At 68.2% G+C, this 24,537-nt stretch carries 9 protein-coding genes; all 9 read left to right on the plus strand.

Translation table 11 applies throughout. The annotated features are described in order from the left end of the window. The first annotated feature begins 721 nt into the window (after positions 1-721). A complete protein-coding gene (locus HY019_RS18740) occupies positions 722-1,414 on the plus strand; it encodes a DJ-1/PfpI family protein (protein WP_290695083.1) in 693 nt (230 codons plus the stop codon). A 106-nt stretch (positions 1,415-1,520) separates the two neighbouring features. Beyond that, positions 1,521-3,839, plus strand: coding sequence for a hypothetical protein (locus tag HY019_RS18745; RefSeq protein WP_290695085.1), 2,319 nt, complete (start codon positions 1,521-1,523; stop codon positions 3,837-3,839). An 89-nt stretch (positions 3,840-3,928) separates the two neighbouring features. Beyond that, positions 3,929-4,096, plus strand: coding sequence for a hypothetical protein (locus HY019_RS18750; RefSeq protein WP_290695087.1), 168 nt, complete (start codon positions 3,929-3,931; stop codon positions 4,094-4,096). A gap of 17 nt (positions 4,097-4,113) precedes the next feature. Further along, entirely contained in the window at positions 4,114-4,692 is a 579-nt protein-coding gene (locus HY019_RS18755; protein ID WP_290695089.1) for a hypothetical protein, read from the plus strand. Between the two features lie 99 nt (positions 4,693-4,791). Next, positions 4,792-14,688, plus strand: coding sequence for a DUF6603 domain-containing protein (locus HY019_RS18760; protein WP_290695091.1), 9,897 nt, complete (start codon positions 4,792-4,794; stop codon positions 14,686-14,688). Beyond that, positions 14,685-16,553, plus strand: coding sequence for a hypothetical protein (locus HY019_RS18765; RefSeq protein ID WP_290695093.1), 1,869 nt, complete (start codon positions 14,685-14,687; stop codon positions 16,551-16,553). Before HY019_RS18760 ends, HY019_RS18765 begins: the two co-directional genes overlap by 4 nt. Next, positions 16,553-17,584 carry a hypothetical protein gene (locus HY019_RS18770; protein ID WP_290695095.1) on the plus strand — a complete coding sequence of 344 codons (1,032 nt, stop codon included), beginning with the start codon at positions 16,553-16,555 and terminating at the stop codon, positions 17,582-17,584. The genes HY019_RS18765 and HY019_RS18770 overlap by 1 nt, the downstream gene beginning before the upstream one ends. Further along, on the plus strand, positions 17,581-21,474 hold the full coding sequence (locus tag HY019_RS18775; protein ID WP_290695097.1) for a hypothetical protein: 3,894 nt from the start codon (positions 17,581-17,583) through the stop codon (positions 21,472-21,474). The genes HY019_RS18770 and HY019_RS18775 overlap by 4 nt, the downstream gene beginning before the upstream one ends. Beyond that, positions 21,471-24,536 (plus strand): exo-alpha-sialidase, encoded by a 3,066-nt coding sequence (locus HY019_RS18780; protein ID WP_290695098.1) that lies wholly within the window; start codon positions 21,471-21,473, stop codon positions 24,534-24,536. The genes HY019_RS18775 and HY019_RS18780 overlap by 4 nt, the downstream gene beginning before the upstream one ends. Position 24,537: the final 1 nt, after the last annotated feature.

Consider the following 24,537-nt stretch of genomic DNA (forward strand, 5'->3'; position numbering starts at 1 on the left):
AGTCGCATGGGCAATCTGGCGCAGTGGAAAAACCTTTGATGCAAGCCAGATGGGCGTACAAAACGCTTGCGTCAAAACATAGAACCTCACTGCGCGGCTGCGCCGCTGCGTTCAAACAAATCGGGCAAGTCAGATGACGAAGCACGCTGCGCGTGCCCACCTCGTCTCTGCGCTTCTCGGCGTCACCAAGGCGCCCAGCCCGATGCCACCTCAGCCCTTGTCCGACCTGCTCTTGGCGTGCGCAGGTTCTTGGCGCAGTGCGGATGGGCACCGAACCTCAACCGCATTCAAGGCCCACCACATGCCATGCGGCGCATCCGTCGCATGCCACCAGCGGGGTGCAAAAAGGACTGAGCCGGCGTTTGGCCGGGCGCCTTGGTGGTGCTGAGGAGCGCAACAAGGAAGTGGGCGCGCGCAGCGCGCTTAGACCATCAAACTCGCTGGCGTTGTTCGAGCGTAAGGGCCATGGGCCCTGAAGTGAGTTCGCCAGCGCCACTGCCTTGTGAGCACCGCAAGGCAGTCCCGCTTGTAAAGCGGGACCACCAACATGAAGCCTGGACAAATGCTGGCTCGGTCCGCACCCCGCGCTGCCCCGACAAAACGCCAGAGCCATGGCAAGAACATCACGCCTAAAAATCACCATGGCAGTTTTTCAAAGCAATTGGGCAAATCTGCCAACAAGCCATCTCAAACAATAAAGACCACAACAGGAGACCCCACCATGACCCACATCGGCTTGCTGCTCTTCCCTCAACTCACCGTGCTGGACCTCATCGGTCCTTACGAAGTCTTCTGCCGCCTGCCCGACACCCGTGTCGACCTGATCTGGCACACCCTGGACACCGTGACCACCGAACACGGCCTGCCCCTGCAACCCACGCAACGCTGCGCCGACATCGATCGCCTCGACGTCCTCTGCATCCCCGGCGGCTTTGGCGTGACACCCTTGCTGAACGACGCCCCCACCATCGACTTCATCCGCCGCGTGGGCGCCAAGTCCCGCTTCGTGACCTCGGTGTGCTCTGGCGCGCTGCTGCTGGGCGCTGCCGGCTTGCTGCAAGGGCGCCGCGCCGCCACCCATTGGGCTTCCATGGACATGCTGGCCGACTTTGGCGCGACCCCGATCGATGAGCGCTTCGTGCACGATGGCCCCGTGGTCACCGGCGGCGGTGTCACCGCGGGCATCGACTTCGCGCTCTACCTGGCCGCCCAATTGCAAAACCAGGACACCGCCGAAGCGATCCAGCTGGGCATCGAATACAACCCCGCACCACCCTTTGATGCCGGGCACCCATCGCACGCCCGCGCGGCGCTCGTGGCGGCGGCACGCGAACGCATGCGCGAGCCACAAGCCAGGCGGCGCACCCTGGTGCAACAAGCCGCACAGGCCATGCGGCCCAACCCCCTAAGCTGACCCCGGCTGTCCCCCCAAGGTTTGGGAAGCGGGCGCAAGACGATGTTCCTACAGTGATCTGGCACGCTCGGCACAAGGGTGTCGGCATTCACTTCAGGAGTTCGTCATGAACACAAAAGACACCGCCTCGCCCGTGGCGATCACCATCCAGGCCCAGTTGCTGGACGCCGCCAAGAGCGAGCAGAAGGTGGAGGCCATGGCCTATGCCTTCAGTTCAGAGGCGGCCTTCCTGGGCAGTGCCCCCCTGAACGACAAGGGCGAGGCCAAGCTTTCCTTGCAGGCCAAAGTCCCTGCCGACACGGTGCGCGTGCTGGTCGGCCCCCGGCTCGATGACAAGGAGCCCGACTTTGCCGAGCTGATGCGCCGCGGCGCGCTGGAGCAGCACCTGGCCTACAACCCGCGCCAGCGCGAGCTCAAGGCCCAGTTCACCGTTTTCTCGCCGATCTGGTTGTGCTGGTTGCGCAGTGCCGTGTTCGTGCAAGGGCAGCTGCTCAAGAAGGTCGTCATCGGGGGCTCGGTGGTGGACTTCCCCGTGTGCAACGCCACGGTCGAGATCTACGAGGTCGACCCGCTCTACATCATCATCCCCAAGCTGCCGCTGCTGGTGATCGACCGCCTGCGCGACATCATCGCCAGCGGTCGCATCAAGGAGCCCGTGCTCACCCTGCCGCCGCATGGGCCGGGCCCGATCCCCGAGCCGGGGCCCGACCCCCTGCCGCTGTCGGCCACGGGGGCACAGTTGCGGCGCCTGAACACCACCACCCTGGCCGCGCAAAGCCACGCCCCCACGGCCGACAGCATGGCCTCGCTCACCGCGCTCAGCGAAGCCACCGAACTGCGCTACCTGGCGCAGACCGGCAGCGCCTTGCAGTTCCAGCAGGCGCTGATCCAGAACCCCGTGTTGATCAGGCCGCTGCTGTGCTGGTTGTACCCGCGCTTCGTGACCATGCAGCGCGTGGGTACGGCCCTGACCGACAGCTGCGGGCACTTCCGCACCGTGTTCTTCCAGGGCTGTCACAACCACGATGTGCCCGATCTGTACTTCAAGGCCACGCAGCCCATCTTCGGGCCGATCAAGGCCACCATCTATGCGCCCACGCCCGTGGCTTGCCACACATGGTGGGATTACGTCTCGGGCACCGAGGTCAAGCTCTACACCACCAGCCCCTTTGCGCACACCTGCGCACCGTGCCCGCCCGTGGTCGGCCCCAATGGCGTGGGGCGTTGGGTGGCCTTCCTCGCTGTGGGTGGCATCCCGCTGAGCCAGATCTACGGCACCAGCAAGGCCTTGAAGGACAGCACGCCACCAGCGGTGCTCGCGGCCCGGCGTGGCTTGACGGCCGATCGTCGCCCATGGGGTGGCCTGCTGCGCCCCCGCCTGCTGTTCGCCAACGAGCTGGAAGCGCTGGGCGTGCGCCATTACCAGATCTCGTGGCGGCGCGGCTTCAGTGGCCTGTTCCAGCCCTTGAAGGACGGCATCCAGCACTACTACCGCCATGACGTGAACACGCCCAGTGGCATCTTCCCGGCGTGGACGCCCTACACCCTGGGCCCCAAGCCCGTGCCCACCGGCGGGGGCACCTCGGTGCCCGACCTCACGCAGATTCCCTATGCCTCCGTGGCCCCCGAAGGCGTGTGGGACACCCCGCCCAGCGCGGGCGAGATCATCGAGCACCTGAGCAGCGCCAAGTTCCCCTCGCACCTGTTTGCACCGGGCCTGAGCTACAACGGCAACGGCACGCCCGTGTCCGGCACCACCGATGACAGCGGCCAGTACCAGCTCAAGGTGGACCTGTTCGATGCGCTAGGCCAACCCATCGACATCCACGCGCTGGGCATCAAGTTCGTGGTGCCCGATGTGCCCGACCTGACCGGCACCATCTACACGACGGACGCCGACCCGCTGGGCCTGGTCGTGGGCAACAGCATGATCATCACGCTGCACGTGGACAACAACCACTGCTTTGCGCAGATCCCCGCACCCTCCATCGGCAGCACCTTTGCCGATGACTGCTGCGGTGTGCTGCAGGCGCAGGACAGTGACGTGGTCAGCCTGCCTTATCAGGCCTGGCACCCGCATGGCTTTGCCAATTACAGCTTCGTGACGGTCAGAGGCGTGCGCACCGTGATCGACCGCTCGCACGACCCGCTCAACCCCAGCCTGCCGCTGCCGGTGGACGACCCGGGCACCCCCCTGGTCAACGAAGACCCCACGGGCGGCTCACCGGCCACCATGACGGTGCACGACCTGATGACCGTCAACCTGCCGGCGACCTGCAACCCCGCAGGCTGCCTGGTGGCTGGCTTCAGCGAGAACCTGTATGTGGACTCCACGGCCACCGATGGCTGGAACTACGAGCTGGGTTATGACGCCAGTGCGGTGCGTGCGTTTGTCTTGTCCAAGGTGGCGCTGCCCACGTCTTGAGCACACCACAGGCCTGCCGAGTTAGGGATGGTCGTGCCCGAGCCACTTGGGCACGATCCCCGGCTGGGAAATCTGGGAGTGGTATTTCCATGGACTTCATCGAACAAATTCTGGGGTGGTCGCCTGACAACGGCGAAGGGTGGTTCGAAGCCCTGCTGTTTGCGATCCCCATCTGCGGCATCTTGATGATCTGGCGCCATCGGCGCGCGCAAGCGCAGTCCAAGCGTCCGCCCCGCTCGCCTGACAAGCATTCCTGAGCGGGAAGGTCTGGATCATGGCTGTTGCGCAAACTCGCCCCTTTCGTCTGTCACCCAATCGACGCTTTGAAATCGCCCCGCGCATGGACGAGCCCGCCATGGCCGCGGCCGTCGCGCGTCGCCTGGCCCCGCCTGCGTCCTTGCCAAGCAAGGGCTTTGGCTTCCCGCCCGCCGTGGTCTGGACGGACGCGGGTGATGACATCTTGTTGCACCTAAGCAGCCTGCGCGTGGTCTTGCGCAGCGGGCTCATCGTGGTGTCCGTCGACCTGGAGTGCGACCAGACCGGTCGCGAGTCCCTGGTCATGCCCTTCTCGGTGGCGGCCAACCGCGACCAGGCTGGGCTGCTGGCCGTGACCGAAGAGCTGCCGCGCGGCAACGGCCTGCTGGTGGGCCGCTGGGGCAAGCTCATCCAGGACGCGGTGTGGTCGGCCTTGCTGGCCATCGTGCAGGACTATGCCGGGCGCCTCAACAAGATCGCCTTCGGCATGGCAGCCGAGCACGGGGTGCTGTCGCTGCATGTGGCCGACCCGGCCGAAGCCTCGTTGCTGCAGCGGTCCGTGCTGCAGGCCCGGGCGCTGCCCACCGATCCGACCTGACGGCTTTTGCCAGACGCCCCGATACGGGGCTTTTTTTCGGGGCGTGTTGCTGGCGCTGCGCCTTCGCCCCATCAAAAAACGATCACCGAGGACCACCTCATGAGCCTCAGCCCCGAGCTGACCGATGCCGCTAAGGCCCTGGGTCTATTCAATGCACAGGGTGACTTTGACAGCACCTGGTTCGAGCACGCTTTCGAGCGCCTGCAACGCATCCTGAGCAACCCCACGCAGCGTGATGCCCTGCTGTCCTTGCTGGACAAGCTGGCGCCGCCCGAAGCCATCACCGGCCTGCCCGCTGGCGAGAAGTGGCACCCCTTGCTGGGCACGCAAGCGCGCGGCAATGCCTATGTCACGGTCAAGCCGGTCAGCGGTGGGGCCGTGCTGGGCGTGGCCGGCCAGGTGCATGGCGAAGCGGTCGGTGGCAAGCCTGGTGCCGCCTTGCGCGTGCATGTGCCCTTGCTCAAGTTTGGTGCGGGTGTGCCCGAGCTGGCCGCAGGCCAGGCCAGTGCGCCCCTGTCGCTCGACCTGCGCGTGGCACTGGGCCTGCATCGCCCCGCTGACCCCATCACGCTGGCGGCCATCCGCGTGTCGCTGCGCTGGTCGCCCGCCGCGGCCGGTGCAGCAGCCAACCCGCATCTGGAACTGGTGCTTGAAGGCCTGGGCCTGGACGACGGCGGCACACGCGACCTGAAGCTGGACCCGGCCACGCTGGGCTCGGACGCGGTGGAGCTGGTGCTGGCCCTGGTGCGCCAGCAGCTCAGCGGCCTGCCCGCCGCGCAGGTGATCATGCATGTGCTCGGTTTGCTGGGCGTGGGCGACAGCAATGTGCCCGCCTTCCCGTTTGCGCAGATCACGCAAGGCCCCGCTGCCTTGCAGAGCTGGTTGGGCAGCGTGCTCGACGGCGGCCACCTCACCGCCTGGATGGGCCACTTCTCGGCCTTGTTCGGGGCCATCCAGGCACCGGATGGCGCCGGCACCCTGGCCGACCCGACCCGCATCCTGCTGGCCTCGCTGGGCAGCATCGGCAAGCTGAACCTCGCCCTGGCCAAGGCCGATGGGCGCCTGCACGTGGCCTTGGGTTTGCGCCTGGTGCCCTCGGGCCCCAATCCGCCGGCGCGGCTCGATACCAGCGTCACCCTGGTGGCGATCCCGCTGTCGGGCACGGGCACCGCTTTGGCCTTGCCTGCGGCCCGCCTGATGGTGAGCTCGCCCGGTGGCAGTGGTGATCTGTTGCCCGCCGCCTCGGCGCTGCCCATCCAGCGCGCCCAGGCCGGTGTCGAGTGGGATGGCGTCACGCACCAGCTCAAGCCGGTGCTGGAGTTGCTCAAGGTCACCTTCAATGGCACCGAGCATGAGCGCATCGACCTCACGCATGCCGATGCGGTGGCCAACGCCGCCAACCTGGCGCTGCAAGCGGCCTTGCAGCAACTGCTGGGGCAGGGGCACTCGCCGTTTGCCACGTCCCTGCTGGCGCTGATCGGCATGGGCACACCCGCTGGCGCACCGTCGTGGCCGCATCAGCTGGATCTGCAGGCCCTGGTGGCCTCGCCCACCCGTGCGCTGGGTGCCTTCCACCGCGCGGTGCTGACCCACCCCACGCGCCATTGGGGTTACCTGCTCAATGAGGTGGCCAAGCTGGCCGGCCTGGCTGGCAGCTTCGCGGGCGATGGCACGCCGGCCTCACCGTGGTTGATCGGCCTGGCCAACGCCGGGCCCTTGACGGTGTCCCTGGCCGCCTGGAACGACACACCGGGCGATGCCACGGCACGCCTGCGCGTGGGCCTGCGCCTGAACGCGGCGGCCTCGGCCTGGTTGCTGAGTTGGCGGGCCGACGTGCTGGGCTTTGACCTGCCCGCCGCGGGTGCCGGCCAGGTGCTGCTGCTGGGTGGGCAGGAGGCCTCGGTGGCCCTGTCGGCCTTGCCCGTCACCAGCATCGACGGCCTCGGCCTGAACGCGTCCAGCCTGCGCTTTGTGGCCGCCTGGCGCCCCGGCACGGGCCTCGTGGCCAACGCCCGCCTGGAAGACCTGGCCCTCACGCTGGGGGCCGACACCCACGCCATCGGCACATTGGTGCTGCCGCCTGCGGTGCCTTACGACCTGTCGGTGCCGGCCACCTTGCCCCTGCCCATGGCGGCCTTGCAGGACAGCCTCAGCGCCTTTGTTTACGCGGGCTTGCGCCAGTGGTCGGGCCCGGCCGGTGAGATCGTGGGGGCCCTGGTGGGCCTGCATCGCCGCCTGCCCGGCCTGCCGGCCAACTGGCCCTTGCTGTTCGACCCCGCCCAGCCCTTGCAGGCTTTCAGCAACCCGGGCGAGGCCTTGCGCAGCTATGTTGATCGCCTCGTGCAAGGCAGCGGCGCCACCGGCCCGCACCTGACGCAACTGGTGCGCTGGTTGAGCGGCCTGATGAACGCCGAGCTGCCCGGCCGCACTGCGGACCTGGCCGATGCCTTGCCCCGCCTCAAAGGCAGCGGCACGCATGAGGACCCCTGGCGCGTGCCGCTGCAAGCAGGCGCGGCCGTGCAACACGCCGACCTGATCTTGTGGATGGACCCCAACGGCGCGCCGGCCAGCTGGGCAGGGGCCTTGGCCTCGGCCATCGCGGGCACGGCCAGTGGCACGACCCTGCTCAAGGCCGCCCAGCCTCTGGCCGCCTTGATTCCCGCGTGGCGCGATGCCCTGGCCGGTGCCGACCTGAACCGCCTGGGCTCCGGCCTGGACGAGCTCGTGCGCTCGCTGCAAGAAGGCGACGGCCTGGTCGGCGTGGGCTCGCAGATGCCGGACCCGGCCACCACGCCGGGCTGGAGCGTGGGCGCCAGCGTGCCCTTTGTGGCCCACCACCTTCAAACCGCCGACCCGACCCTGATCGGCCAGGCGCTCGACCAGATCGCCACCTGGGAGCCCACGGCCGCCAACCGCGTGCTGCTGCTCTTGCACCCCGCCTTTGCGCAGGCCAGCACCTGGACGGCCTTCAAGGCCGAGGCGCAAAGCCGTGACCCGGGTGCGGTCGTGGCCGGCACGCATTTCAACCTGCGCCAGGCCGGTGTGGACCCGTTGACCATCGCGCTCGATGGCGTCACCGCCGTGGGCCGCGTCTACACGGCCGATCTGCAAGACGATGGGGTGGGCAACCACCCGCAACTGGCCGCGCAGATCGAGCGCATCGTGGCCCGCCTGGCGCAACTGCGCCCGGGTGCCAAGCTCTACATCGTGGCGCACTCGACCGCGGGCATCGCGGCGCGCCACTTTGCGGCGGGCGCGCCCACCAAGGTGGCCGGCCTGGTCACCATCGGCACACCGCACCGTGGTGCGGCCCTGTCGGCCCTGCGTGATCCCGATGTGGCGCAGGCCCTGCGCGTGGTCGGCCGCTGGCTGCCTTCGCTGCCCGCCAGCCCCACCCGCGATGCCTTGGGCCAGCTGCTGTCTGCCCTGGAGGGCTGGCAGCCTGGCGCCGCACCGGGTGACCTGCCGCTGCCCGCCGTCTTCCCTGTGGGCAGCTTTGCCCCGACCGACTCCCTGGCCACCGGCGGTGTGCCGGCGCTGGCCTTGGGCAGCCGCCTGGGCGGCGTCACCTTCAACCTCTTGAGGCAAGGTCTGCAGACCCTGGCCGGAGGGGCCGGTGCGGGCGCCACCTTGCCCACGCACCTGGGTGTGGGCCTGCAACTGGCGCTGGGCCAGAGCCTGGACAACCAGGCCCCGGCGCGCCTGCAGGTGCGGGCCGACCTGGCGCGCTTTGCCTTGCGTGCCGGTGTGGCCGAGCCCGCGCGCCCGGCACAGGCCTTGACGGCCACGTTGCTGTTGGAAGACCCCAACGGGGGCTATGTGCTGGGCTCGCCCCAGTCCCACCAGTCCGTGGGCCAGCCCTTGGTGGACGTGCGCCTGCGCCGTGCCGAAGTGGGCCTGCGCGTGGTGCGCGGCATCGATGGCCTGTTGCACCCCAGCGTGCAGATCAAGGCCTTCGACGCGGCCTTCCACACGGCCACCTTGCCCCAGCTGGATGCCAGTCACCCACTGGCCTTGCCGGTGGTGGGCGCGGCCGTGGACGCCTTGTTCAACAACGTGGTCGTGGGCTCGGCGATGGCCGAGCTGAGTGACGCGCTGGAGGCCATCGGCCTGCTGGCCGTCAATGCACAAGGGCGTGTGGGCCTGTCGCTGGACGCCTTTGCCACCTTGCAGACCGACGCCTTGGCCTACCTCCAGCCGCGTCTGCAAACCGCGCTGTCAAGGGCCACAGGCTGGTTGGGCCTGCGCGCTGATCCGGCCCTGGGCTTTGTCTTGCCCCTGGGCCCCTTCAAGGCGCATGCGCGCGACCTGGGCGGCTCGCAAGGCTGGGTGTTCGGCCTGCAAGGTGCGCGGCACTGGAACACGCCGGTCAACCCGAATGGCCCGGATCTGCAACTGGCCTTCGACATCGGCCTGGCGCTCAAGACCATGGCGCCACAAGGCCAGCTCAGTGCCACGCTGGATGCGGTGAGCCTGAATGTCGACGTGGGCACGGCATCGGTGTCGGTGGCCGCAACGCCCTGGCTGGCCAGCCCCTTCACCGTGTGGCCGGCACCCAGCGCCACGGCCGTGCGCGCCCTGTTGTCCGACTTGCTGCCGCGCTTCCTGCTGTCTTCCGGCGTGTCGCTGATGCTGCGTGGCGTGATCGGCGCCGACAAGCGCATCGCGGCGCTCGACACCCTGGTGGCCGACCCGGCTGGCTTCTTCTCGCAGGCCAAGTCTTTCGGTGCTGGCAACGGCAGTGGTGGGCTGGACGGCACACGCCTGGCCACCCTGCTCACGGCCATTGCCAAGGCCCTGGGCCAGGCCGGGCCGAATCTGCAACTGCCCGGTGGCTTGACCTTGAGCGTGACGGGCACCACCCAGCCGCAGTTTTCGCTGGCCACGGGCGCGCCACTGGGTGGTGTGCTGGGCCTCAATGCGCAGCTCACCATCGACGAGCTGCTGCACCCGCATCCCGGTGGCAACCTCAGCCTGAGCATTCCCGCGGTGGGGCCCTTCCCGGGCCTGGCCGTGGCCTTCGGGGTGGACGCCATGGCGCGTGTCACCTTGTCGGTCACGCCCACGGGCGGCAGTGCCATTCAGTTGCTGCCTACCTTCAGTGGCTTTGGCGCCTTGCTCTCGGGCATCGGGCAAAGCCTCTTGCCTGCGGTGCTGGACAAGCTCAACACCGCCATCGGCGCAGGTGGCCCGGTCAAGGCCGCGGCCCTGCAAGTGGCCACGGCGCTCAACCTCTATGACAACGGCACCGGCTTTGCGGGGCATGCGGCCCAATGGGGGCAACTGCTCTCGGGTGGCTCGATCGCCAGCATCACGGGCAGCGTGCGCACGGCCTTCCTGGGTGCCGCACCTGGCCTGCTCAACGCCGTGGTGGGCTCGGCGCAGTTCGCGATCACGCCGGGCAGCAGCCTCATCAGCTGGACACCACCGGCCATCCCCGGCCTCACCGGCAGCCTGCAACTGGCTGTGGGCTGGGATGGCAGTGGCCCCGCTTTCGCGGTGGGGGCCACGTCTTTGAAATTCACCGGGGCCCCGGTGGTGCTGAGCTTCTCCGGCGGTTTCAGCGCGGGCGCACCGGCCATGACGCTGGCAGCGGGCGTGAGCCTGCAGGCGCTGACCGGCATCAACGCCACGCCGGGCTTGCGCGTGTCGTTGGGGGCGTCGGGCCTGGGTGTGCTGCTGCGGCCTTTCGACATCAACAACAACGCGCCGCTGGAAATCGACCTGCTCAAGGCGCCGCACCTCAAGACCACCGACGCCCTGCCGCTGCAGCTGGCCGAGAAGTGGCTGCTGCCCCTGGTCGTGCAGGTGCTGGTGCGCGCCACCAAGCCCCAGCACACCGTCAAGCTGTGGGCCACCGGGCCCACGATCCGCAACCTCCTGTCGGCCGCTGCGCTGGTGGATGGCTCGGGCAACCCGGTCATGGTCCTGCCCAACTTGAGCACGCTGGTCACGGGCTTGCTGCAAGGCCTGGCTGCCGGTGTCGACTTCAAGATCGACGACAAGCTCACCATCGGCTTCTCGCCCTCGGCGGGCAAGCTGGGCGTGCGCCTGCAAGGCCACCTGCCCATCGAGATCGGCGACTACAAACTCACCCTCTACGCGGGTGACCTGCCCGGTGGTGGCACACGTGTCGAGGCCGAGCGCGGCCTGGTGTTCAACCTGTTCCGCATGTCGGACATGGCCTTCCAGCCCGAGATCAAGGTCACCGGCCTGGGCCTGGGTTTTGCCGACAAGAACGACAAGCCCCTGATCGACAGCGTCGTGCGCCTGGGCGAGGTCGCGGCCTTCATGTTCTTCAACGCCAAGCTGTATGGCGGCTTCTCCACCAGCGGCTGGGGCTTCGAGGCCGACATCGCCCGCTTTGGCCTGCCGCTGTCACAAGGCATGTCGGGTGGCGGTGGTGGCGGCAACCCTGTTGCATCGAGCCTGCTCAGCTCCGATGGGGGCAGCGGTGGTGGCGACAGCAAGGCCGTCAGCCCCGAGGCCGATGTGCTGGTGGGCTATCGCGAAGGCAAGGGCTTCTATCTGGAGATCGGTGGCCAGAAGGGCGCCTTGTGGATCACGGTGCAAAAGCAGTTCGGCCCCATCTACATCGAACAGATCGGCGTCAAAACCTTCGAGGGCGACAAGAAGGTCGGCCTGCTGCTCGATGGCGGCGTGAAGGTCAGCAGCCTGGCGGTGCAGGTCGACGACCTGACCTTGCTGATCCCCATCACCAAGCTGGGTGACGCCTCGCAGTGGGGCATTGACCTGGCCGGCCTGGCCGTGGCGCTGGAAGCCGGCCCGGTCAAGCTCTCGGGTGGCCTGCTCAAGAACTCGGGGCCACCCATCTCTTACGACGGCGCCTTGATGGTGGACGTGTGTGGCCGTGGCTTCACCGCCATCGGCTCGTACGCCCGCCCGAGCGACGCGCTGGGCGAGTACGTGTCTTTCTTCGTCTTCGTGTCTCTGCCGATCCCGCTGGGTGGCCCGCCCTATTTCTTCGTGCTGGGCCTGGGTGGTGGCGTGGGCCTCAACCGCGCCCTCATCCCGCCGCAGGATCTCAACCTGCTGCCCAGCTTCCCGCTGGTGGCGGCCATCGACAACAGCGCCTTTGCCAATGACCCGATGTCCGCCTTGCGCGACATGGGCACCAGCATCCCGCCACGCCGGGGCAGCTTCTGGCTGGCCGCCGGCCTGAAGTTCTCCACCTTCGCGGTGGTCAACTCCACCGCCGTGTTGTACGTGGCGCTGGACCGTGGCCTGGAGATCGGCCTGCTGGGCCTGAGCCGCATGGCCCTGCCTTCGGAAGACTTCGCCATCGCGCAGATCGAGCTGGCGCTCAAGGCCCGCTTCTCGACCGAAGAAGGCCTGCTCTCGGTGCAGGCTCAGCTGACAGACCGCTCCTACCTTTTCCACCCCTCCTGTCAGCTCACGGGCGGCTTTGCCTTCTTCCTGTGGTTCCGCACCGGCCGCTTCGTGCTCACGCTGGGCGGCTACCACAAGGCCTTCAACAAGCCGGCGGATTTCCCCGTCGTGCCCCGCCTGGGCTTCAGGTGGGCGGTCAGCGATGCCATCGTCATCAAGGGCGAAAACTACTTCGCCCTGACCACCACCGCCGTGATGGGCGGCGGGCGCCTGGAGGCCAGCTTCCATGGCGGCCCCGTCAAGGCCTGGTTCAAGACCTGGCTGGACGTGCTCGTGGCCTGGGACCCGTTCTATTACATGTTCGACGCGGGCATCGAGATCGGCGCCTCGGTGGACACGGGCATCTTCGGCGAAGTGGGCATCAGCCTGGGCGCCAACATCCACATCGAAGGCCCGCCACTGCAAGGCTATGTGGAAGTCGAGATCCTCATCGTCACGGTGCACATCGACTTCGGCGACCCGGCTCACAAGATCAACTACATCGAAGACTTCAACGTCTTCAAGGGCAAGTACCTCACGGCTGGCGACACGCGCTCTGCGGTCGATGTGCAATTGCGCGCGGGCCTGTTGCCCACCGATCCGCCGGGCGCCGACCCCGCGCCGGGCACGCTGGAGGCACCATGGCGCATCGGCGTGGAGTTCGCCTTCGAGTCCGAGTCCACGCTGGCAGCCAACCGCTACCGCTGGCAGGACGGCATCGTCCAGAGCCCGTCGGGCTTGAGCGGCCCGATTTCGCTGGCCCCGATGAACCCGCAGTCGTATGCGGACATCACCAGCACGCACGAGCTGCGCATCGTCAAGGTCGTCAATGGCAGCATCCAGACGATCACGCTGGACCCAGACCGCTTCATCCTCACGCCGGTGGCCGGTCACTTCCCCGAGTCCACCTGGCATTGGGTGGACCCGCGTCACGTCAAGGCCGCGGCCAACACCATCGATCGCCTGCAGGGCCTCAAGGTCCAGGGTGTGGCCGAGTTCGTGCGCCGCAGTGCCATCATCCAGATCAGCAAGGCGGTGGACGACCTGCCCGACAACTACGCGCTGCCGCTGCCCTTCCGCCACCCCGAGGACTTGATCTTCGTGGCGATGATCCCCATCGGCATTGCCGCCGGCCAGCTGGGCGACCTGACCATCGGCTGGACGCCGGCCCGCCGCGACAAGGCCATGCTGCAACTGCTCAGCCAGCCCGAGCTGGCCCAGGCCCGGCAGGATGTGGGCTTGAGCGGCAAGGGCATCAGCCCCATGGCCCAACGCCAGATGCGCACCCGCTCGGCACCCGCCCGCGTGGTGCCGCTGTCCACCGGCCTGACGCTGGACAAGCCGGCCCAGGCCGCACCGCTGTTGTTTGAAGACAAGCTCTCCACGGCCGAGCACCTGCGCGTGCCGCGCCTGCTCACGGTGATGCGCCGGCGCGTGGCGCCCACCACCGATGCACCCGCCGGGCTGCGCACCACGGTGCTCAAGGTCGAGGCCGCGAAAAAGGCCCCGCGCATGAACGCCCCGCACACCAAGGTCAGCCTCATCGGCGCCCGCCTGCACCGTGCGGCCAACCCCCAGGCTGCGGCGCCCACGCGCATGGCCCAGGGGGCGCGCACCTTGCATCACCCGGCCATCGCTTCGGCCGGGCAGCTCCATGGCGAGGCCTTCGAGCTGGCATCCAAACAGATCATGGGCGATGGGGTCTTGATCCCGTCCGGCACCACCCACCTGTGGGAGCTGCCCGAGACCGAGCGAGGTGCCCATGTGCGTGTCAGCCTGCGCCTGAGCGGCGCGGGGGCCGCCCGCGTGGTCTGGCTGGACCGCCGTGGCCGCGTGCTGGCCGACCAGGAAGTGGCCAGCCTGCGTGAAGCCGCGCTGGCCATGCCCGAAGGCGCCGCCCGCCTGGCCATCACGGCCCTGGGCCGCCCAGGTGGCAGCTTGGGGGGCCAGTTGATGCAGCGCCTGCCCAAGCAGGGTGACGTCAGCCTGATGCTGGCGCCAAGCGGCCGCATCCCCGCCGTGGGTTGGCAGACCGGCATGCAACTGGAGCAAGTCGGGGCGCACACCCTGCTGGCCCGCGGTGCCTCGCTGCACACGGCCCAGGTGGTGACCGCGCCGCTCAAGACCTTGAGCAGCACCGGCCTGATCGCCGCCGAGCGTGCCGTGGCCGATCAGAGCGCCATCACCACACGCCTGCCCTCGGCTGTATCGGTCGTGGCCTTCCTGCTGGAGCAAAACGACGCCAGCGCCGCCTTCGATGGCGACCTGGCCGTCTCCGCAGAAGGCGCCATCATGAGCCTGCCCCCCGTGGCCGTGATCGGTGGCACGCGCCGCACCGTGCTGTACGACGTGCGCGCCACCGAAGAGGCCCAGGCCCAAGGCTGGTTCGACATCAGCGTGGCCAGCGAAAAGGGCTGGCGCCTGGGTGGCGTCATCGGCCTGCAAGGCGCAGCCGACGACTGGGCCGACCGGCTCGATGGCGACGCGCCCCCCACCTTCATTGACGACCGGGCCCTGTCGGCCGATGGCGATGTGCGCGCGCGCTTTGTCATCGCCATCTCGACCGAACCCGGCAACACCGCTCCGCAGACAAGGATCCTGGCATGACCGACATGACGCCGCCCCCGAAGGGCTCGATGGTCCTGTACGACTACGCCCTGCCGCCGCTCAAGCCCGGCAACTACCGCTTCCAGGTCTCTGGCCAGATCGAGGCCGGCTCGCATGAACACGAGGTGGCCAACGAGCGTCACTTCGTGGTTGACGGGCCCCGCTTCATACTCAACCCGGGTGACATCGCCGGCGTGTGCCCGCCCAACAATGCCCAAGGGCCCTTTGGCAGCGTGCTGCCGCAGATCGTGATGCGCCGGCGCACCCTGCCCTGGGAGCGCGACATCGCCGAGACCCTGCCCGCGCCCAGCAACCCCAAGGCTCTGAGCAACCAGCAGCCTGACTACCCCACGCCCTGGTTCGCCTTGCTGCTGCTGCAAGAAGGTGAGGACTACCAGATCAAGCCGGGTGTGCCGCTGGAGCAGGTGCTGCCATCCAAGGTGCTGCAGGCCATCGGTTCGCCCCAGAACATCCTGGTCGATTCGCTGGACATCGACGCCGCCTTGCTGGCCGACATCCTGCCCTCGCGCGAAGAGCTGCAACTGCTGACCCACGTACGCCAGGTGGACCCGAATGACCGCGAGCTGTCGGTCGAAGGCAGCGATGGCTTTTTTGCCGTGCAGGTGTGCAACCGCCTGCCCACGCCGGGCTTGAAGGCGCAGATGGTGCTGGTCTCGCTCGAAGGCCGCACGGACCTGCTCAAGGCCAACCCGCCTGCCGAGATGCGCGCCGGCGTGTACGGCGAGTTCGTGGTGGACGACACCATCTTGCTCAACCCCGTGGTGTTCAGCCCGGTGGTGGCCGGCCCCGTGCCCGTGGCGGGCCTGACGGCCGGTGCGGTGGCGACCACCGCCTTGCAGCCCGCGCCCGAGTTCAAGGGCCTGCGCGACACGCAATCCCGCCTGGATGCCCCGCGCATGTTCCAGAAGGCCGATGTGGCCGAGCGCTCGCCGCACAAGGCCGAAACCGGGCGCCTGAGCTTGCCCATCCTGGCCCGCAAGCGCCTGGTCGTGCTGCACAAGTGGAGCTTCGAGTGCGAAGGCGAGGGCGATTTCCAGGGCCTCATGCAACGCCTGGACGTGGGCCTGATCGGCAAGGTCAAAGGCCCCTTCCCCAAGGTGGCCGACAGCGGCCACATCCCCGTGCCACTGGGCACCCGCGTCGGCACGCAGGAAGAAGCGCTCTACCGTGGCCCGCTGGTGCCCTTCCCCTTGACGCGTGACCCGGCCGGCCCGTATCACAGTGCCGACCAGGCCCGCCGCGTGTCACCCGAGACCGGCGTGGAAGACATCTCCTACGCTGCCGCGTTTGAAGTCGGGCGCCTGCTGGCCGCCGCCGATGGCCGCCTGGCCCAGGAACTGATGCGCTGGCGCCGCACCTCCTACCGGCTGTCGGCCCGCCTGGGCACGCTCAAGGCCATCGAGACCCTGGTGAAGGTGGACCTGGGCGCCAACCTCGCGCAAAAGCTCAGTTGCCCCGTGCTGCCCTTGGCCTCCATCAAGCTGATCGATGGCATCGCCCAGAACGCGCCGCGCATGGGTGATGTGTGGGGGCTGGGGCAACTCAAGCAGGTCATCGGCCTGCAGCCCGAGGCCGTGTCCATGGCCTACAACCTCACCGACATCAGCCAGGCCCGCCAGGTCCTCATGGGCCTGGACACGCCACTGGGCACCAGCGTGGCACCGCAGGCCGTGAACCTGGGCGCGTCCACCACGCTGGAGGCTGTGCTGGCCGACACCGCCGGCCTGAGCCACCTCAACGCCCAGCGCGTGGGCGTGCTCGACAACGTCAAGGTGCGATTGGACTTTGACCTGGCGGTCACCGCCCCGTCCACCAGCCCCACCAACATCAAAGGAGGCCAGTGATGCGCTCCCCCTGGATTGAAGGCAAGGCCACCCTGGCCGAACGCATGCAGGCCCATCAGCAGATCGGTGCCCCCGTGCCCGATGCGCAGATGCCGCCCTATATGGAGAGCTTCCTGTCCCACCTGCGCCTGCTGGTGGGCGTGCCCTTTGATTACCTCGTGCCCGATGCGCGCTTGCTGCCCACCGAGTCCATCCGCTTCTTCTATCTGGACCGATCCTGGACAGACCGGCTGGTGGACGGCGCCATTGCCGTGGGCAAGATCGGCTCGCGCGAGCAGGCCCACCACCAGGCCCAGGCCCCCCAGGTCTCGCGCCAGCTGGACCTGACCGAGCGCCAGGTGCGCGGCCTGCAACGCGGCAAGGTCACCTTCGAGAACGTGCGCGCCTTGCCCATCAACGGCGCGGCCCAGGTCATCACTGGCTTCCTGCTGCGCTCCAAGGCCGTGTCTGGCTGGCCGCACATGGACATCCGCGCCTACGACAAGGTGTTGGCGCGCAACTTCGACCCTGACACGCCCGACTCCAAAAGCCACCAGCTGCGCACCCTGCGCCTGGAGCGCCTGGCCCCGGCCGTGATGCTGGCCTTGTTTGAAGGCATCCCGCGCATGGTCATGTGCGAAGAGCCGCACCATGGCGTGCAGTTCGGCGTCAGCGGCGAGGGCAACAAGCTCACGCTCTTGCGCCGCAACCAATCGGGCGTGGCCTTTGATTTGCCCAAGTCCAAGGAAGTGGTGGTGCCCTTGCGCGCCGGTGGCAAGCGCGTGGTCCACGTGGCGGCCTTGCGCCAGGCCCTGACAGACGCGGCCACGCAACCCATCCCGCCCAATGCCGGCACCGGCACCATGCCGGCGCAAAACGGCGCAGGCGCCTTCGCCATCGAGATGCTGGACCTGCCCTGGCGGCAACGCTTCCAGGGCGATGGCGCCAAGCCCGAGTTCACCGGCAATGGCCTGTATGTGAGCGACTTCAAGGTCGTGGCCAAAGCCCTGGACCCCAAAGTCACCCTGACCGTGAAAGGAGCGGGCCTGTGAGCACGAACTCCCGCATCGCCTTTGGCGTCAACGCCGCGCAGGGCCTGTCCATGCAGGTCGCGCGCACCTGGTCTGAAACCCTGGTGCGCGACCCGCGCCTGCTGGTGCCCGTGCACCTGGACGTGCTCATGGTGCGCAGCGAAGGTGGCACCTGGGCCCGCACCGGCCTGTTCCAGAACGACGCCCAGAAGTGGCAACAGCCCGCCCCCTTTGAAGACCTGAGCCAGCCGCGTGCCAAGGGCGCCTACCTGATGTGGGCCCCGCCCGATGCCCTGGCACGGGGCCGCCAGGCCGATGGCGACACCCAAGGGCCGCTGCGCTTTGCCGGCTTGCCCGACCGCTGGCTGGTGCTGCGCGTGGCCCCATCCAGCCGCGTGGCAGGCCGCCGCACCGTGCGCGGCTGGGTGCTGCGGGGCGACCAGCCCCACCTGCCACCCGTGCCGCTGGACCAGTACAAGGAGGCCGACCTGGCCCCCGATGGCCAGCTCTCGCCACCCGTCACCGTGATGGGCCCCGAGCAGGTCAAGCAGCTCAACTGGGTGGGTTACTTCGACAACGCCGAAGGCGTCATGGCCTTCCATGACCCGCTCAGCGACGTGAAGGAGGGCACCGTGTCCTACCTCGTGTGCGGCTGGTACCACGACCCGGACAACGACCCCCTGGCCGACCCCGATCTGCGCTCGCTCAAGGACTTCAAGCAACGCCTGGCCGACTACCGCTGGAGCCTGCCTGACGCCATGCTCAAAGAGGCGCAAGAGCACGCCACCCGCCACAGCGACACGCTCACCCGCATGGGCCTGAACGTGCGCGCCGACACCAAGGCCACCCGCCGCATGGGTAGCCCGCTGGACGCCGCCACCGGCAAGACCAGCCGCATGGACGCGTCCACGGGCCTGAAGGTCAGCTCGGCAGCCTGGTGGCCCCGCCACTCGATGTACCACGGCGCCGTGGTCGGGCTGGGCTGGCCCACGGCCAAGCTGGGCGGCAGCAAGCGCTCGCTGCTGGACGCACAAGGCGAAGAAGTCGGTGGCCCGCCTGCGGCCAGCACCGTCAAGGTCGGCCTGGGCCAGACCTTGAGCGAGGCCATGGGCGCCATGATCGCGCGCCGCCAGGGCGAGCCCGAGCTGGAGCGCCTGTTCCAGGCCTTTCAGCTGGGTGCCATCAACGAACTCGACGAGCCCGACGGCCGTGCCCGCGTGGACGCGCTGCTGCACGCCACCACCTTTGCCTCCGCCCCTGGCGGCAGTGTGACCGAGCGCGTGTGGCAGCCCCCTTTGGGCGAGCCTGACCCGGCAGGTGTCGTCAAGGAACCTGGCAAGGGTGTGTTCGATCGCTACTATCACAACGACGCCAGCGGCCCCCAGCGGCAGAAGGCCCACATCGGCGCCAAGGCCGGCCAGAGCGGTCGTGCCGTCAGCCAGGCCGGGCGCGAGTACAAGGTCGAGATGGCCGTGCCCAAGGCCAAGTACGAGACCCTGCAGTTCAAGGGCAAGGCCCTGCAAGCCGAAGAGCGCGTCTACCAGGGCGGCATCAGCACCGCCTTGAAGAACCTGGGCCTGGGCAGCGGCAAGACCCCTTACCGCCCTGGCCGCTGGGTGGACCGTGAGCGCCCTCTGCCACGGCTCTACACCCCGCAAGACCCGGTCATCGTCATCGAAGGCATCAAGCGCCCTTACCACCACGGTGGTGACGGTCGCTTCAGCCAGGACGGCTTGCTGGGCTGCCGCCTCACCGGCAGCTGGATCAAGTCCTACCGCAACCCGGTGCTCAACCGCAGCTTCAATGCCGAAGACGTGCTCGACCGTGGTGTGATGAACGGCAGCGTGCCGCCCGAATGCGAGAACCTGCTCAATGAGCTGATCCTGCTGTGCCCGGGCAGCGCGCCATCTTTCCTGAAGTCGGCGAAAGAGACCGCAGGCACGCGCACCCGGGCCATGAGCGCCACCACCCAGAGCAACGAGGTGCAGCGCATCATGGTGCACCAGACCAACTGGTGGGCCGCGCGGGACCCGCGTGTGGACAGCAGCGCCACGATCAGCCTGTCGCCCTACACCGGCACCTTGCCGTCTTCCGTGGCCTTTGCGCCGCCAGCCCAACCCTGGAACCCGCTGCACCTGGACTGGCGCATCGAGTTCACGCCCTCGCCCCAAGGTATCGACGACTGGGATTTCGGCGAATGCGACTTCAATGAAGACGCACCCAAGGTGCCTGCCACCGGCAGCGTCACCCCCATCGTGATCGAAGGCCGCAGCTACCTGGCCGCCGGTGCCGGCAAGGCCATGGCCAGCGCCATCCGCCAGACCTTGTCCGATGCCCTGCGCATCGGCGACAGCGGCACGCTGGACGTCGAGGCCGTGCACGCCTATGCCAGCGGCATCGGGCGCGAGGTCAGCCGCTTCATCTCCGGCATCGTGCCCAAGGCCGGTGACGACGGCCTCAACGCCGAAGAGCGCGCTGCCCTGGGCGACATCGCCAGCGCCCTGGAGCAGATGGACGTGCTCACCGGCGGCCTCGATGGCATCCAGAAGACCATGCGCAGCCCCACCTCCTTGCAGGTGCTGCGCGCTGGCTTCATGCGCATCCTGCGCCTGCGTGTGGTCGATGGTTTCGGCCAGGTGCTGGACCTGGCTGGCTCCAGTGCCAGCAAGCCCGCCGCCCCGGCGCAGATCGGGCGCAGCACCGCGCTGGAGGTCACCGGCCGGCCCGAGCTGCTGGCCCTGCCGCCGCGCTTCACCGCGCCCTCGCGCCTGCTGCTGCGCTTCACCGATGCCAAGGGCGGGCCCGACGAAGCCCGCTCCGCCACCGACAAGGAAGCCGAGGTCAGCCCCATCTGCGGCTACCTCATGCCCAACCACCTTGATGACGCCTTGCTCTTCTTCAACCCCGACGGGCAGGACGTGGGCGTGGTGCGCCGCGATGAAAGCGAGCGCATCGTCTGGGAAGACGCCCCCGGTGCGCCCTCGCATGTGGGCGCCTCGCCTGCACAGGCCATCGCCAACCCTTTCCTGGCCGACATGGCCCAGGGCCTGCTGGACTGGGGCGTGGCCGACGCCGGCCTCAATGCCTTGCCCAATGACACGGCCTTGCGCTCGCTCATGCGCGTGATCGACACCACCCGCTGGTCCACCGACCCCTTTGGCCACCAGGGTGAAGAACACCTGGCCCTGCTGGTCGGCCACCCGGTCGTGGTGGTGCGCGCCGTGCTGCGCCTGGAGGTGCAGGAAGGCACGGACGCGGCCGCCGCCAACGAGCAGGTCATCCCGGTGCGCCTGGGCTCGCTCGCGCAATGGCAGGACGGCCTGCTGGGCTACTTCGTGGAAGACAACTTCCGCAAGCTGCGCTGCTCGGAAGGCGCCGTGGGCGACCTGGCCCGCGCCTTCGGCCAGCAAGAAGGCTTCCTGCAAGCGGTGGAAGACGTGCCCGGTTATGCCGATGACCTCGACAAGCCCGGCGCCCTGCAACCCATCACCCACCACTATGTGGACCGCAGCGGCCTCATCCACGTGCGCCCCAACCAGGACGTCAACCTCATCCTGCTGGTCGAGCCCCACACCCTGGTGCACGCCACCTGCGGCGTCCTGCCCCGCAAGGAGGTCGGCCTCAAGAAGGAGTGGACACAAGACGCGCTGGCCAAGCTCTCGCCCACCTTCCGCTTCGGCCCCGTGCTGATCGACCCCAAGAACGTGCGCATGCCCGTGGCCGCCGAGCTCAACGGCACCTGGAGCTGGGACCACCGCACCGACGTCACCACCTGGGAGAACCTGCCCGTGACCCACGCCACGCAGGACGCGCTCTTCCCGCAGGACCCGCCCGTGGCCAGCGAAGGCTGGTTGCGCCTGCGCCCGCATGAGGACAACGCCCAGGCCGCATCACAAGGAGCCCAGCCATGAGTGGCGCCAACCAATGGACCCCACTGGGGCCGGACTGCATCATCGACGGCCAGATGGACGAAGGCGGCGGGCGCGCGCCCGTGTCAGGCCGCGTCACGGCCATCGTGCTGGATGGGGCGACGCTCTTCGTGGGCACCGCCGGTGGTGGCGTCTGGCGCAGCGACGACGATGGCGTCAACTGGGCCCCGCTGGACGACAAGCAAGCCTGCCTGGCCGTGGGCGCCATGGTGCTGGATGCCGCCACCAAGCGCCTGTACATCGCCACCGGCGAAGGCAACAGCGGCGGGCGCATGCAGTTCGGCCAGGGCCTCTTGATCTACGACACGCAGGCCAAGACCTTCCTGCCGCGCGTCAGCGAGATCCCCGCAGGCACCGGGCCCTTCTTCCGCAAGATCCGAACCAGTGCCATGGTGATCGAGCCCGCTTTTGGCGGCGGCACCAAGACCTTGTGGATGGCCACCAACGCGGGCGTGTTCCGCTCGACCGACAACGGACAGACCTGGACGCAATCCACGCTCTTGACGGCCACCACCCAGGCTGCATCGGCCTTGTGCGTGACGCAGGACGTGGGCGGCCAACGCCTGCTTGTGGGCGGCTGGGCCAGCTACACCACCAGCACCAACGAGAAGAAGGAAGTGATCGTCACCGCCCAGACCAGCGGCGTGTTCGTCAAACGCCCCGACCTGGATTTCGACCTCCTGCCCAAGGACACCCCACCGTCCGACAAGCTGCCCAAGGAAGGCGTGGGCCGCATCGGCCTGGCTGTGGCGCCGGGCAACACGGCGCGGGTCTACTGCGTGATGGCGCTGAACAAAGGCGCGGGCTTCCATGGCCTGTACATGTCTGACACCGCGGGCCAGAACTGGACGCGCCGCACTTTGCCCGAAGACGGCGGCAAGGCACTCAAACAGTCCAGCTACAACCTGGCCATCGCCGTTGACCCCAACGACCCCAACACCCTGATTTTTGGCGAAAAGGCCTTGTGGCGCAGCACCGATGGCGGCATGAGCTGGACCTGCATCTCCGCGCCCAGCGGCGATTCACCCGGCACCCACTCCGACCAGCACGTGGTCGTGTACGACCCCGCCCACCCCAACCGCGTCTGGCTGGGCAACGACGGTGGCGTCTGGTTGTCCAACGATGGTGGCACCACCTGGGCCTCGCGCAACCGCGGCCTCAACACCCTGCAGTACTACGCCCTGGTCCACCATGCCGGCGCCGACACCGTGCTGCTGGCTGGCGCGCAAGACAACGGCACCCAGCGCTTTGCCGGCAACCCCGGCTGGAACCTGGTCGGTTATGGTGACGGCTTCTTCTGCGGCATCGATTCGAGCGACCCGCGTTACTGGTACTCCAGCTACGTCTACCGCAACAGCGCGGGCAACCTCAGCGGCATCCAGCGCTCGTCCGAGGCCGGGGCCATCAGCTCGTGGCGCATCATCACCGATGGCATCGACAGTGCCGAGTACATCGACCAGGCCAACGAGCCCTTCTACGTGCCCTTCGTGCTCGACCCGGTCACCCCCTCGACCTTGTACCTGGGCACCACGCACCTGTGGCGCAGCACCGACCGGGGCGACACCTGGCAGGCCTTGTCGCAAGACGACGGCACCCGCTTCAGCACCTTCACCGAAACCGCCGACGTCAAGAAGCCATCGGCCGATGACGGCATCAGCGCCATCTGCGTCGATCCCAACGACAACAAGGTCATCTACGTGGGCACGCGCCGGGGCGATGTCTTCCAGATCATCATCACCTCCGTGGACGGCCAGGGCACACCGACGTGCATCTGGTCTGTGCGCGGCCAGCCGCCTGCGGTGCCTGCGGGCCTGCCCGTGGTGACCAACGCGCCCGACGTCGTCAACAAGGCCTACTGCGCCGACCTCGCCGTGCCCAAGCTGGCCGCACCGGGCCCCATGGCCAGCCGGCCCGTGTACGTGGCCTACGGCAGCGACTACCTCACGGGCACCTTGCCTCAATCGGTGCACAACGGCCGCGTGTGGAAGGTGGACTTCACCAACCGCATGCTTCCGGCATGGACGGCACTGGGCTCGGCCCAACTCGATGGCGCCACGCCCGAACCACCCAACATCCCCTTTGGCGTGAACTTCGCCAACGCACTGGCCATTGACCCCACCAACGCCCAACACATCTTCGTGGGCTGCCAGAGCGGCGTGTTTGAAAGCACCAATGGTGGCGGCGCCTGGACGGCCTTCTCCACCGGCCTGCCCAACGCCCCCGTGGTGGACCTGCAGTTCCACCCCACGCGCCGCCTGCTGCGTGCTGCCACCATGGGCCGCAGCGTGTGGGAGCGCCCGGTGGACACGATTGCCCCGCCCGACGTCAGCACCGCCGACGTCTTCATCCGCGACAACATCGTCGACCTGGGCCGCTACACCACGCATGCCAGCGACCCGGACCCGCTCAACCCGCCTGGCCAGGTCAGCTGGCTGGACGGCGTGGACATCAAGGTCGATGCCAAGAGCCTGCTGGGCAACTTTGAAAAGCCCATCAGCACGCAGGACTACAGCGGCACCGGCGCCATCGACTACATCAGCTTCCAGCAACTGGAACACGAAGACTTCATCCGTGGCCGGCAGGCCCATGTGTTCGTGCAACTCACCAACCGCGGGCCCCAAAAGGCCACGGGTGTGACCGTGCGCCTGTACTGGGCACGCATGAGCGGCGACACCATCCCCGCGCTGCCCGCGGACTTCTGGGGCAGCTTCCCGGACGGCAACCTGGGCGTGGCGGGTGCATGGCAAGCCATGGGCGCCAAGCAGACCGTGGGCGAGCTGCCTGCGGGCTCACCGCGCATCGCCCAGTTCGATTTCAGCCCACCCGACGAATCCGTTGACCTGGCGGTGATGGCCGTGATGACCAGCGTGGAGGACCCGCTCAACGGCAGCGGCACCGATGTGGCCACCATCGCGCAGAACAACAAGCATGTGGTGGTGCGGCGCGTGCCCGTCAGCGTGAGCACCGCCGAGATCGTGCTGACCATCCTGGCGGTGGTGGGGGTGGTGGCGGGTACGGCGGCCATCGTGGCGGCCACGGCTTGAC

Source organism: Aquabacterium sp. (assembly GCF_016195855.1).
Lineage (GTDB): Bacteria > Pseudomonadota > Gammaproteobacteria > Burkholderiales > Burkholderiaceae_C > Aquabacterium.

Coding starts and splice junctions, on each gene's coding strand:
- HY019_RS18740 (WP_290695083.1), top strand. CDS start 722: ATGACCCACATCGGCTTGCTGCTCTTCCCTCAACTCACCGTGCTGGAC.
- HY019_RS18745 (WP_290695085.1), top strand. CDS start 1,521: ATGAACACAAAAGACACCGCCTCGCCCGTGGCGATCACCATCCAGGCC.
- HY019_RS18750 (WP_290695087.1), top strand. CDS start 3,929: ATGGACTTCATCGAACAAATTCTGGGGTGGTCGCCTGACAACGGCGAA.
- HY019_RS18755 (WP_290695089.1), top strand. CDS start 4,114: ATGGCTGTTGCGCAAACTCGCCCCTTTCGTCTGTCACCCAATCGACGC.
- HY019_RS18760 (WP_290695091.1), top strand. CDS start 4,792: ATGAGCCTCAGCCCCGAGCTGACCGATGCCGCTAAGGCCCTGGGTCTA.
- HY019_RS18765 (WP_290695093.1), top strand. CDS start 14,685: ATGACCGACATGACGCCGCCCCCGAAGGGCTCGATGGTCCTGTACGAC.
- HY019_RS18770 (WP_290695095.1), top strand. CDS start 16,553: ATGCGCTCCCCCTGGATTGAAGGCAAGGCCACCCTGGCCGAACGCATG.
- HY019_RS18780 (WP_290695098.1), top strand. CDS start 21,471: ATGAGTGGCGCCAACCAATGGACCCCACTGGGGCCGGACTGCATCATC.